Genomic DNA, 12,420 nt, shown 5'->3' with positions numbered 1-12,420 from the left:
ACCTCATTGTGGTTGAATAATGATTTGTTCTTCTTTTAGCTTGTCACAAATAGCTTTGGCAAATTCAACAGCATGTGCACCGTCTCCATGAATACAAACGGTATCTGCTTGAATGGGAATCTCTTCATTTTGCACAGTAAACACTTTTTTTTCTTTGACCATTTTAATTACTTGAGAAATAGCCGCTTCTTCATCTTGAATCACGGCGTTTTCAACGTTTCTCGGCGTCAGCATACCGTTCTGTTGATAGGTTCGATCTGCAAATACTTCCTCAGACATACGCAAGCCTATTTCGTTTCCGGCTTTAATTAATTCACTTCCAGCCAAACCATATAAAATAGCTTCCTCACTAACATTATAAACGGCTTCAGCAACAGCTTTAGCTATGTCTTGATCCCCTGCAGCCATATTATATAAAGCGCCATGAGGTTTCACATGATGAAGGGCCCCTCCTTCTGCACGTATAAAAGCTGAAAGGGCCCCCATTTGATATACCATCAAATCATAAGCTTCTCGAGGCGTAATTTTCATATATCTACGTCCAAATCCAGCTAAATCTTGCAATCCGGGGTGCGCGCCAATCGCCACATTTTCACTCAAAGCCAGCTTTACTGTTTCTCTCATAACTGAAGGATCTCCGGCATGAAAACCACAAGCAATGTTTGCAGACGTTACATAGCGTAAAATTTCTTTATCATTTCCTAATCTATAGGTCCCAAAGCTCTCCCCTAAGTCACAGTTCAAATCAACGGTAGCCATCTTCTTCCTCCTTATATTTTCATTCGAAGTGCTCTTTTAATATGATTTATTTTCTTTTCCTGCTCCATATATAAATGCTGCGCTTCATCCAGTGAAATTGCTTGAAAAGAAACCTTTTTCCCTGGAGGAATTTGCGCCAGCGCTGAAAAATCTGCAGTTGCTACCTGTCCGATTCTAGGGTATCCTCCTGTGGTTTGATGATCTGCTAATAAAACAATGGGCTGCCCTTCTTTTGGTACTTGAATCGTACCGAACGTCACAGCGCTAGAGAGCAGCTCTTTTTCTTGACCAAGAACTAATTTCTTCCCTTTTAGCCTATAGCCCATGCGGTCAGATTGAGGAGTAACGTCAAATTCTTGATTAAAGAAATGTTGTTGACTTTCTTTTGTAAACCAATCAAATTCTGCACCTTTCATCGTGCGGATAATAGGCGTCTCGTATGAAGGAAGAAGTTTAGGATGAATCGTCCAAAAAGCCTGCTGAAAAGAGCGGCCCGTTTGCTTTTTCACCAGTTTCTTTATAATTGCTTCTCCTGTTTCTGTAGGAGGGTGGCTTAATACTTCGTCCCCTGACTGTAATGCTTTACCATGCAGCCCGCCTATCCGAGCGCGGAGTGAAGTAGATGTACTTCCCATAACTGCAGGAACATTAAAAGCACCGGAAACCGATAAATAAGAACGGCATCCTAAAATCGGAACACCAAACTGCAGCACGCTCCCTTTTTTCACATATAAAGGCCGCCACATCTTTACGGCTTCATCATTAACAGTTGGCGATAAATCCCCTCCCGTCAGGGCAATCAAAGCATCTTGCTGAAATTCAATTTTTGGTCCCATTAACGTAATTTCAATAACCGGCTGATTTTCTTGATTTCCTACTAATAAGTTGGCAATCCTTAAAGCAACTTTATCCATTGCCCCGCTGACAATCATGCCGTCCTTTTGATATCCATGTCTGCCGATATCTTGAATCGTTGTTAATAAACCGGGACGTATCACTTTAATACTCATCTTCATCCACCTCCTTTTGGGCTTCATATTCCGTTTCAGAAATGGAAACAAATCGGATACGATCACCTGCTTGAAGCAAGCTTGGCGAATCATTTTTTGGGTTAAATAGTGTAAGAGGAGTACGCCCGATTAATTGCCATCCTCCAGGTGTCTCGATTGGGTACACGCCGGTTTGCATTCCTGCGATGCCAACTGACCCTTTTGGGATGCTGTTTCTCGGTGATTCTTTTCTTGGAGTCGCAATTTCTTCGCTCATCCCTCCCAAGTAAGGAAAACCAGGAGCAAAGCCTAGCATATACACCAAATATTCTCCATTTGTATGAATGGAGATAACTTCATCAGGCGTTAATGAATGAAAAGCAGCTACTCTCTCTAAGTCCGGTCCGTACTTTCCTCCGTAACACACCGGAATTTCAATTTGTCTAGCGACCGCTTCAGATTTTTCTTCCTGGCGGAAAAGCAGTTCTTCAATATATATAGATATTGCTGTGTAAGGATTTCTTCTTCCTTTTTCACTCATTATCCAAGGATCATAATAGATTGTAACTGTTGTAAAAGCCGGCACATATTCAATCATTCCCTTACATAATGATTGCTCTAGCACCTCAGTAAATTGCTGAATACGTTTATGTATGCCGAAATTAATTTCGTCTCCAAATGAAACGACAATGCCGCTGTCACCAAGAGGATAAAGTCGATAATCGTGACTCATTCCGTCTCCTCCTTTTTACTTAGTATTATTTGAGCAGCTCCCTTTAATGCTGTAGTTAGATACATTCATTAGAATTACTAATGTAATTGTTGTTTTTAAATAACATTTCCTTATATATCTAATAAAAAAAAGAACAATAAATCTCTATCTTGTATGGATAACATTATACAAATATAAAATAATCTTATGTTCTACTAAAACAAACTCCAAAGAAAAATTCAACCTTTTTAAAGTTTTATCGTCAAAAGGATGACGTTTTTTCAATTTTCTCCATAAAAAAACTGCTTTGTTTTTTATACCAAAGCAGTTTTTTGTAAACATATACAAAAAGGAAAAACTCATGGGCAGTAAAACATTATATACCCCTGCGAGCAAAATCTACAAAACGAAACTTATCAAGACGATGACGTGATTCCGTATATTGAAAAAGGCTTGCATCTTCTAAATACACATAGTTTCTTACTACCACAATATGTTCATAGTCTTTTAAATCTAAGTAACACTTATCTTCGTCCGTCAGCTCGTCAACGGAAATTTCTTTTTTGGCAAAGCTTATTTTCAGCCCAAGATCTTTTTCTAAGTATTCATAAATAGAGCCTTTACATATGTCTTTTGTGAGGTGAGGAACATACTTTTTATGAAAAAAATCTTTATCTAAAATAATTTTCTCCCCATCGATTTCCCGCGCTCGAACCACTTTCCATATAAGATCTTTTTTCGTCGCCCCAAGCTGTGTGCACAAATCTTGATCGGCCTTAACTAATTCAAATTCTTTTACAATAGTAATCGATGTATGTCCTAGCTTTTCCGCCATTTCCTTGAAGCTAACAAGTCCTGATACTGGAAAATCAAAGCGTGATACGTCCAATACAAATGAGCCTTTTCCTTTCATTTTTTGAATGTACCCATTTTGTGAAAGTAAATTTAACGCTTTCCGTATCGTTTCACGAGACGTTTGATACTGTTCAACAAGCTCATTTTCAGAAGGAAGTTTCATATTAGGACGCCAGTCACCACGTTTAATTTTATCGACTAACTGTTCGTAAATACTGATAAATTTATTTTCTTTCAATTGCCATCACCTATTTTACTTTCTATATATACCCAATTGTATAAAAAGAACGATAGATTGTCACCCATCGTTCTTTTTACTTTTTTCTCTATTTTTTTAAATGATACACGATTGATTCATACGGCCGAAGTAAGACTTGCTTGAATTCCTTTGATGAATCTTTGTAGTTAGACAGCAATATTTCACTATGATATCCTTCAAAAGTTATATCTTCTGGCAGTTCAAAGGCTGTTTCGCTGCCGTAGAAATTATTTATCACCAACAGCTTTTCACCTGCTCCATTTCGGATATAAGCGAAAATCTGCTCGTCTTCTCCAAGAATCAATTCATAGTTTCCATAGGTGATAATCTCGTACTGCTTGCGCAGTGCAATAAGCTTTTGATAAAAATAAAAAATTGAATCTTCATCATCTAACGCTTTTTCCACATTAATTTCACGGTAGTTATCGGCCGGATTAATCCATGGCTTTCCTTTTGTAAAACCTGCATTTGGCTCATTGCTCCATTGTACCGGTGTACGGGAATTATCTCTTGATTTATGTTTTAAAATCTCCAAAATTTCATTTTCGTTCATTCCTTGTGCACGTTTTATCTTATACACATTTAATGACTCCACATCTCTATATTCATCAATAGAGGAAAACTTCGGGTTTGTCATACCTATTTCTTCCCCTTGATAAATATAAGGTGTTCCCTGCATCAGATGAATGGCTGCAGCGAGCATTTTGGCAGATTTATTATGATAGAGTTCATCGTTTCCATAGCGGGAAACAACGCGAGGCTGATCATGGTTGCACCAAAATAGTGCATTCCATCCCCCTCCTTTATTCATCCCCCTTTGCCAAGTTGATAGAATCTCTTTTAATTTAATAAAATCAAAATCTGCTAGCGCCCACTTTTCTCCGTTTGGGTAATCGACTTTCAAATGATGAAAATTAAACGTCATGCTAAGCTCGCCCCGGTCCGGATGAGAATATTGAATACAATGGTCAACAGTTGTCGACGACATTTCCCCAACGGTCATGCTATCGTATTTTGAAAAAACTTCTTGATTCATTTCTCGCATATATTCGTGAACGCGAGGACCGTCGGTATAAAATTTCCGTCCATCTCCTGGCGCGATAGAACCATCATCATCTAAAAAGCGCTGATCTTTTGAAATTAAGTTAATAACGTCGAGACGAAATCCATCTACTCCTTTTTCAAACCAAAACGTCATCATATCGTACACGCTGCGGCGCACACGCTCATTTTCCCAGTTCAAATCCGCTTGCGTGACATCAAACAAATGCAGATAGGATTGTTCTGTCAGCTTATCATGCTCCCACGCCGAACCTCCAAATTTTGAAACCCAATTCGTCGGAGCACTTCCATCTTCTTTTTGATCTTTCCAAATATAAAAATCTCTGTACGGGTTATCTTTCGATTTTTTAGCTTCTTGAAACCATTCATGTTCAGTTGACGTATGATTAACGACAATATCCATGATGATTCTAAGATCCCGCTTATGCGCTTCTGTTATTAAACGATCGAAGTCCTCCATTGTTCCGTATTCTTCTTGAATAACAAAATAATCACTTATATCATATCCATTATCCCGCTGCGGCGATTTATAAATTGGCGTTAGCCACACAACGTCTACGCCAAGCTTTTTCAAATAATCTAGCTTTTCAATAATGCCAGCTATATCACCCACGCCGTTGCCAGTCGTATCGTAAAAGCTTTTGGGATAAATTTGATAGACAACCGATTTTTTCCACCAAGGTTCTTGCATTTTTAACACCACCATTTAATTCTTTGGATTATGTTGAAACGATTCTGTAGCCGCGACAGTTGATGTAACGGTTGATTTTTTCTGAAGCTTTCCAAGCGTTAACGTTAAAAGAAACGGCACCACAATTACGATTATCATTCCAATAATAAAAGCTGGCCAGCTCTGCGGAACAATTGATAACGGAGCAGGGATACCACCAATTCCCACCGATGCTGCTTTCACTCCCGCCACGGATATGACGACACCTGCAATAGCTGAACCAATCACTGCAGAAATAAAAGCAAATCTAAAGCGTAAATTCACACCAAACATTGCAGGCTCCGTAATGCCAAGCCACGCTGAAATTCCTGACGTTAAAGACAGTCCTTTTAATTTCTCATCATTTTTTGAAAGAATCATTATCGCAAAAGCCGCAGAGCCTTGTGCAATATTAGATAATGCTACCATTGGCCATAAGAACGTACTTCCTACACTTCCAATCAGCTGTAAATCTACGGCTAAAAATGTATGGTGCATGCCCGTAATAACAAGGGGAGCATATAAGCCTCCGTATACAAGCCCTCCAATAAATGGAGCCGTTTTAAACAGCCATACAACTGCACCTGTAATAACATTTCCTATTGCAAATGTAATCGGACCAATCACAATAAAAGCGAGAAACCCTGTTACTAAAAGAGCTACAGGCGCTACAATTAAAAGCTGAAAACCATCCGGTATTCGTTTTCGTAAAAACAATTCGATTTTTGCTAACACAAACGAAGCAGCTAACACAGGTAAAACCTGCCCTTGATAGCCAACTTTCTCAACGTGCAGACCAAATAAATTCCACGTATCGATGCTCCCTTTTTTTAATGCTTCTCCGTAAGACCAGGCATTTAGCAAATCAGGATGGACCAGCATGAGCCCAAGGACAATTCCAAATAAAGGGCTTCCTCCAAAACGCGTAACAGCTGACCATCCAATAAGAGCCGGCAAAAAGGCAAAAGCCGTATTGGCAATTAAATTAATCATGCTCGCGAAGTCTTTCCACTGTGTATGAACATCTACGATTGATTTATCATCGTAAAAAATTCCGGCTCCTGTTAATACATTATTGATTCCCATTAATAAACCCGCGGTTACGATGGCCGGTAAAATGGGAATAAAAATGTCAGCTAATGTTTTTATTGCGCGCTGCAGAGGATTTAAGTTTTTAGCCGCTTCGTTTTTCACTTCCTCTTTTGACAGTTCACCTATTCCTGTAAGCGCCACCATTTCTTTATATACTTTATCAACCGTGCCTTGACCAATAACAACTTGAAACTGGCCGTTTGTAGAAAAAGATCCTTTTACTAATTCGTGCTCATCTAGCATACGTTGATTGACTTTACCTTCATCTTTTAAAACAAGTCGAAGACGCGTTACACAATGCGTTGCAGCAGAGATATTTTCTTTTCCGCCAACGGCTTCTACAATGCGTTCAACAGATTCTCGATTCATGTCTTTTCCCCCTTGTTTCCGTTTTCATTTTACTCCTGTATTTCCTATCCCCTATATAAATCTCACCGCAAACCTGTATATACAAGTTTTATGTTTTTATTCTAACCTGTATATACAAGTTCGTCAACAAAAAATAAAATTACTTCTTTTTCATTTCATGATATAGTCAAAAAGCAAAGTATATGGAAGGAGACGTTACAATGCTGCAAGTAAGATTAATGGGAAAACAAGAAGAAATTAATGAAGCGATCAAACAGTTTGAACAGAACTACCATATAGAACATCAGTCAAAAGAATATATGCGAAGCGCTAATCCAAAGTACGAGCGCAAAAAAGATACTCGGGTGTATCTTTCCATGCATTTAAAGGATAAATAAAAAGCACAAGAGCATAGCATGCTCTTGTGCTTTTTATTTTATATCGAAACAATTTGATGAGAATAATAGCTCTCAGGACCCGTAACTTTTTTTGTTAACTGAATTATTTTTCGTAATTCATCAATTGGAACTTGCCCAGGAGCTGAGCTGCTTTTCCCTACAGCGAAAGTAACAGAAGATCCGTACATCCACCCGACGATCCGGCTAATAGCTCCTAACCCTCCCATCGACATGGTAATGAGAGGAATGGTGAGCTCTTTTTCAGCCTCTCTTGTAGCTTCCAATAAAGTTAAAACATCTTGATTGTTCTGAGGCATGACAGCCGCTTTCGCTGCATCTGCTCCGTAAAATTCAGCTAGAAATAAGCTTTTAAAAATTTCCGCTTTAGGAGGCGTAAAAGAAAAATTATGATAAGAAAGCACAAGTTTCTTATTATTTTCCTTGGAAACTTCACGTAAATAGCGGATATGCTCTGGCTGATTTGATACTTCAAAATCAATAATTGCTACATATGGATGCTTACATACCTCTGCAAGTATGGCTACTACTTCCCTTTCTGATAAGGAAATAGGCTGCCCCCCTTCTTTTTGAGAACGTACAGTAAGCAAAATAGGCGTGCGCTCACTATTTTCATATATATCCTTAGCTGCAGAAAGGACGCTGTTTATATCTTGAATTTCTTCGTAAAAATCTAAGCGCCATTCAATTATATCCGGTTTTTTTAATAGAATTTCCGCTAGCTCTGTTAAAAGCTCTTTGCGATCTTTGCCCACTAAAGGCGTACAAATAGCTGGAGAATGAGCTCCTTCTCCTCGTTCTAGCATAGGAACAGCTCCTTTTTATCAAAGTTAAATGTTTCCGTTTTCATTTCAGCATTTGTTCCATACTTGTTAAACAGATACATGGTGTACTTTCTTATCCGGTGAGTAAATATCCATGATGTTCCAATGTCCTGACGTTGGTACAGGATTGTTTAACATCGCCACATCAATTACAACTGGTCTATTAGAAGCAACAGCTCTTTGAAGTGCCGGTTTAAACTCTTCGGCTGACTGAATTTTTATACCTTCTACTCCATAAGCTTTAGCGATACTTGCAAAGTCAGGAGAATATACCTCTCCATCTTTTTCAAATACCGTGCCTAGAGTAGTTCCAAAATGTGCTTTTTGCAGTCCCGCGATCGTACCAAACGCAAAGTTGTTCATAATGATCCAAACCACAGGGATATTCTCTTCGGCTGCCGTAGCAAGCACAGCTGGATTTTGGCCGAATCCCCCGTCTCCTACTAGAGAAACAACTACTTTATCAGGCTGAGCTACCTTTGCTCCTAAAGCTGCCGGCGCTCCAAATCCCATTGTGGCAAAACCTCCTGGAGTTAATATACTTCCAGCTTCATAGATTGGAAACTGCTGTCCTACCCCATTCTTATTCCAGCCTACATCAGTAGTAATATAGGCATCTTTCGGCAGGACTTCGCGAACTTCATTTAAAATTCGCTGCGGCTGCATTGGGAATGAATTGTCATGAATATATTCTTTATTGCTAGCTTTAAACTCTTCACGATAAGAAGCAATCTCTTTGATTAATGCTTCATTTTTTACTCCTTCCGGAATAAGCTGTTTAGCTACGCGATTTAAGACTTTAAGGGCTTGTTTTAAATCAGCCACTGCACCGATTTCGGCAGGGTAATTACGCCCTATCTCGCTAGGATCAATATCAATATGAAGCAATTTTGTTTTTGAAAAATCAAACGTATATTCCGGCTCCCAGGAGCTAGAATCTGCTTCTGCAAATCGTGTTCCTAATCCTAAAATATAATCAGCAGTCCGACACTTTTCATTGATAAACTTCGTGCCCCAAAAACCAGTCATCCCTAGAGTCAAGTCATGATCATCTGGAAGTGCTCCTTTGCCCATTAAGGAGTGGGCTACCGGAATGTTCAAGTGGTCCACAAGCTCTTTTAATTCATTTGCTGCATCTGCTAATAGGATGCCTCCGCCTACATATAACACTGGATTTTTAGCATTAATTAATTTTTGTACAATACTCTTTGCCGTTTCATCATCAATAGAAGGTTTTTGCAAAGATTTCGTTTGGCGATGCAATCGATCAAATAAAGCAACATCGATCTTTTTTGAAAAGATATCCATAGGTACAGATACTAATACGGGGCCCGGATTTCCACTTTCCGCTAGTAAAAATGCTTTCTCTAATATTTCTGGAAATAAATCTGGCCGGTCAACTCTCCATGCACGCTTAACGAATGGACGATAAATTTCATATTGGGAAGCATCAGCATGTAAATTTACCTCTTGATGCGGATGCTTTCCATAATAATGAGTAGGAACATCACCAGCGATGACAACCATTGGAATTGAATCTAACGCTGCATTGGCTACACCTGTAGCAGCATTTGTTAAGCCAGGACCTAAGTGACTTAATACTACTGCTGCTTTTTTCGTCACACGTGCATAGCCATCAGCTGCATGCGCTGCAATTTGTTCGTGTCGAACGTTGATAAATTTAATTTTGCTTTCTTCTAAGGCTGTTAGTACCGCTATGTTTGTATGACCACACAAACCAAAAATATGCTCAATGCCTCGTTCCTCAAGATAATTTACTAATTGATGTGATATTAATTTTTCCATTGTATATCCCCCTTTAAATTCACTATATATTTTTTTAGGTAATAAACTCAGCTACGATAGCTGCAGGACAATCATTTTTGTTTCTGTCATATCTTCAATCGCAAATCGAGGTCCTTCTCTACCAACGCCGCTGTCTTTTATCCCGCCGTACGGCCAATGGTCGAGCCGAAAATTAGAGGTCCCATTAATCACAACTCCTCCTACTTCTAAAGATTCAGCAACACGGTAAGCTAAATCCATTTGATTTGTAAACAGCCCTGCTTGCAAACCGAATGATGAATCATTTGTTTCCCGAATAGCTTCTTCAATATCTTGATAAGGAATGATGCTCACCACAGGCCCAAACACTTCTTGACACACCACTTTGCTTTGTTTAGGAGGATTTAATAGAACAGTAGGTTCTATAGAAGCCCCTGTCTTTTTGCCACCGCATATCAGCTTTGCACCTAGAGCGACTGCTTCTTCAATCCAAGCCAAAACTCGGTTTGCTGCTTTTTCATCTACTAAACATCCAACATCCGTCTGCGGCAGCAGAGGATCACCAACTTTTAAAGACGTTACCTCATTGTTCAGAAGCTCTGTAAATTCAGAAACAACTGAGTCATGTACATAAATACGCTGAACTGAAATACAGCTTTGACCGGAGTTGCTAAACCCTGTTCTCCCACACATTTCAGCAGCTTTCTTAATGTCGGCATCTTCATGAACAATCGTTGAAGCATTTCCCCCTAATTCTAGAAGCACTTTTTTCATTCCAGCCAGTTCACATATATTTCTGCTTGCCACTGTTCCACCGGTAAAAGAAATTATATTTACACGGTCATCTTTTACGATTTGCTGTCCTGTTTCTACTCCCCCTAAAACCATATTAATAGCGCATTCAGGCATTCCAGCTTCTAATAATAGAGCTATAAATTCTGAAGCAACTAAGGCTGTTTGTGGAGCTGGTTTTAAAATAACACTGTTGCCAGCAGCAAAAGCTGGTCCAATTTTGTGGCATACTAAATTCAAAGGTGCATTAAAAGGAGTAATAGCAGCAACAACCCCGACAGGCACACGGAATGTGGAAGCTATAGCTTTTCCCCCTCGTTCGGAAGCATCTCCTGGTATCGTTTCACCGATAAGCCTTTTTGCTTCTTCCGCAGATTGCTCTAATGTTTCTACAGATCGAGATACTTCATCCAACGTATTCTTCAGGGGTTTTCCTAACTCATTTGAGATGAGAGAAGCAAACTTTTCTTTTTGCTTTTCCAAAAGCCGTGCTGCTTCTTTTAAAATTTTGGCCCTTTCATAAGAAGACAGACTCGCAATTGTTTTTTTAGCTTCATAGGCAGCTGATAGCGCTCGTTCAACATCTTCTGGCGTTGCTATAATTTGCTCACCAATTACTTCCTGCGAATACGGACTTTTAATACTTACTGCTGATCGATTACCTTCAAGCCATTCTTTATTTACATAAGGTCTTGCTCGTCTAAAGCTCATTGTGATCTCTCCTTTTAACAATTGACCTGACCGTTTTTTTAGATCGATCTAATTTTGTATTTAGATCGATCTAAAATTTGATGCAGTTTTCTATAAATCCTATTGATTTAAAGTAATAACTCATTTTGTAAACGTTATCATAATCCTACAACAGAAATTTTAATCTAGCAATAGAAAATTAAAGAATTTTCTAAAAATATTTATTGATCCTGAGTCCAGTTTGCTTGTACTCGCTTACGTAGTTTCACATTCACTTCCTTTTTTTTTCTTACATACACTGTAGGAGCATGTAAGATAGCAGCACTGTCAATATGACAAAGATTTATGATTATGCTCCAGCTTAACTATTACTTATTTGTTTTGGTTACAGCGTATCACCATCTGTTGACTAACAAGAATTTTATAAACGTGAGCTGATACTTGCTTCTTAGGACATAATACAAATTTTACTGTTTTTACAAACAGTAAAATTTGTATTATAATTCTAATAACTAAAATACAAAATAATAAGTTTTTTATTGTTAAAAACAGAAAGAGGCTTTGAAAAATGACTTACAGCGAGATGTCTCTTAGAGAAAAAAGCATTGTATTTATTGGCTTTATGGGCGTAGGTAAAACAACAATCGGCGAACTAGTCGCTAAGAAATTATACAGAGATTTTGTCGATATAGACCAAGAAATCGAAAAAATGTTTCAAATGCCTACATCACAAATCTTTAAAGAGTTTGGTGAAGAGTTTTTCCGAAATAAAGAAAAAGAAGTAATTAGCCAGTTATCTCAGCAGCGTTTAAAAATTATATCCGTTGGCGGAGGCGCATTTCTTCAAGAAGAAATTCAAAAAATATGCTTATCAAATTGTATTGTATTCTTTTTAGACCTTTCATGGGACTCATGGAAAGAGCGCATCAGTCTCATTATTGACAGTCGCCCTGTTTTACAAGGAAGAAGTCTAGAGGATATTGAAGAATTATTTTATACACGACAAGCAATTTATTCCAACCACCACTCCAAAGTAGAAACTGACAATTTGGATATTGAAGAAGTAGCAAATTATATTGTTGATTCCTTGAAAATGGCTTGGGATATTTATGAACCGTCTAAATAATT

Annotated in this window: 11 protein-coding genes; 2 read left to right on the top strand and 9 right to left on the bottom strand. The window is 38.5% G+C overall.

The features are described from left to right. Window positions 1–3 precede the first annotated feature (3 nt). From POF52_RS17845 to treP, 6 genes are all read right to left on the bottom strand, one after another. Window positions 4–759 carry a LamB/YcsF family protein gene (locus tag POF52_RS17845; RefSeq protein ID WP_271993759.1) on the bottom strand — a complete coding sequence of 252 codons (756 nt, stop codon included), beginning with the start codon at window positions 757–759 and terminating at the stop codon, window positions 4–6. Window positions 760–770: 11 nt separating this feature from the next. Next, on the bottom strand, window positions 771–1,769 hold the full coding sequence (locus tag POF52_RS17840) for a biotin-dependent carboxyltransferase family protein (RefSeq protein WP_271993757.1): 999 nt from the start codon (window positions 1,767–1,769) through the stop codon (window positions 771–773). After that, window positions 1,759–2,481: a 5-oxoprolinase subunit PxpB gene (gene pxpB / locus POF52_RS17835; protein ID WP_034654004.1), complete on the bottom strand. Its 723-nt coding sequence runs from the start codon at window positions 2,479–2,481 to the stop codon at window positions 1,759–1,761. The genes POF52_RS17840 and pxpB overlap by 11 nt, the downstream gene beginning before the upstream one ends. Before the next feature lie 355 nt (window positions 2,482–2,836). Continuing rightward, the gene (gene treR, locus POF52_RS17830; RefSeq protein ID WP_013081972.1) at window positions 2,837–3,553 is read right to left on the bottom strand and encodes a trehalose operon repressor; all 717 of its coding nucleotides are present in this window, start codon (window positions 3,551–3,553) and stop codon (window positions 2,837–2,839) included. Between the two features lie 88 nt (window positions 3,554–3,641). Continuing rightward, entirely contained in the window at window positions 3,642–5,327 is a 1,686-nt protein-coding gene (gene treC, locus POF52_RS17825) for an alpha,alpha-phosphotrehalase (RefSeq protein WP_271993754.1), read from the bottom strand. 15 nt (window positions 5,328–5,342) lie between these two features. Further along, entirely contained in the window at window positions 5,343–6,806 is a 1,464-nt protein-coding gene (treP, locus tag POF52_RS17820; protein WP_025749687.1) for a PTS system trehalose-specific EIIBC component, read from the bottom strand. 200 nt (window positions 6,807–7,006) lie between these two features. Here treP and POF52_RS17815 point away from each other — a divergent pair, with 200 nt between their 5' ends. Next, complete coding sequence (locus POF52_RS17815) at window positions 7,007–7,183, top strand: YvzF family protein (protein WP_271993752.1); 177 nt, start codon at window positions 7,007–7,009, stop codon at window positions 7,181–7,183. 38 nt (window positions 7,184–7,221) lie between these two features. Here the strand turns inward: POF52_RS17815 and aroD are convergent, their stop codons facing one another. The 3 genes from aroD to POF52_RS17800 all read right to left on the bottom strand — a co-directional run bounded on the left by aroD (window position 7,222) and on the right by POF52_RS17800 (window position 11,313). Beyond that, window positions 7,222–8,007: a type I 3-dehydroquinate dehydratase gene (gene aroD, locus POF52_RS17810; protein WP_271993751.1), complete on the bottom strand. Its 786-nt coding sequence runs from the start codon at window positions 8,005–8,007 to the stop codon at window positions 7,222–7,224. A 66-nt stretch (window positions 8,008–8,073) separates the two neighbouring features. Next, window positions 8,074–9,831 carry a thiamine pyrophosphate-binding protein gene (locus POF52_RS17805; RefSeq protein ID WP_271993749.1) on the bottom strand — a complete coding sequence of 586 codons (1,758 nt, stop codon included), beginning with the start codon at window positions 9,829–9,831 and terminating at the stop codon, window positions 8,074–8,076. Between the two features lie 51 nt (window positions 9,832–9,882). After that, a complete protein-coding gene (locus tag POF52_RS17800; protein WP_271993747.1) occupies window positions 9,883–11,313 on the bottom strand; it encodes an aldehyde dehydrogenase family protein in 1,431 nt (476 codons plus the stop codon). Window positions 11,314–11,860: 547 nt separating this feature from the next. Here POF52_RS17800 and POF52_RS17795 point away from each other — a divergent pair. After that, entirely contained in the window at window positions 11,861–12,418 is a 558-nt protein-coding gene (locus POF52_RS17795; RefSeq protein WP_013055659.1) for a shikimate kinase, read from the top strand. The last annotated feature ends 2 nt before the right edge of the window (window positions 12,419–12,420 follow it).

Source organism: Priestia sp. AB, from assembly GCF_028369225.1.
Taxonomy (GTDB): Bacteria; Bacillota; Bacilli; order Bacillales; family Bacillaceae_H; genus Priestia; species Priestia megaterium.
This window is presented reverse-complemented; position numbering and strand designations above follow the sequence as displayed.

Bases quoted from the DNA above. Each gene is read 5' to 3' on its own strand.
- POF52_RS17795 (WP_013055659.1), top strand. From the start codon at position 11,861: ATGACTTACAGCGAGATGTCTCTTAGAGAAAAAAGCATTGTATTTATT.
- treC (WP_271993754.1), bottom strand. From the start codon at position 5,327: ATGCAAGAACCTTGGTGGAAAAAATCGGTTGTCTATCAAATTTATCCC.
- pxpB (WP_034654004.1), bottom strand. From the start codon at position 2,481: ATGAGTCACGATTATCGACTTTATCCTCTTGGTGACAGCGGCATTGTC.
- POF52_RS17840 (WP_271993757.1), bottom strand. From the start codon at position 1,769: ATGAGTATTAAAGTGATACGTCCCGGTTTATTAACAACGATTCAAGAT.
- POF52_RS17800 (WP_271993747.1), bottom strand. From the start codon at position 11,313: ATGAGCTTTAGACGAGCAAGACCTTATGTAAATAAAGAATGGCTTGAA.
- POF52_RS17845 (WP_271993759.1), bottom strand. From the start codon at position 759: ATGGCTACCGTTGATTTGAACTGTGACTTAGGGGAGAGCTTTGGGACC.
- POF52_RS17815 (WP_271993752.1), top strand. From the start codon at position 7,007: ATGCTGCAAGTAAGATTAATGGGAAAACAAGAAGAAATTAATGAAGCG.
- treP (WP_025749687.1), bottom strand. From the start codon at position 6,806: ATGAATCGAGAATCTGTTGAACGCATTGTAGAAGCCGTTGGCGGAAAA.
- POF52_RS17805 (WP_271993749.1), bottom strand. From the start codon at position 9,831: ATGGAAAAATTAATATCACATCAATTAGTAAATTATCTTGAGGAACGA.
- aroD (WP_271993751.1), bottom strand. From the start codon at position 8,007: ATGCTAGAACGAGGAGAAGGAGCTCATTCTCCAGCTATTTGTACGCCT.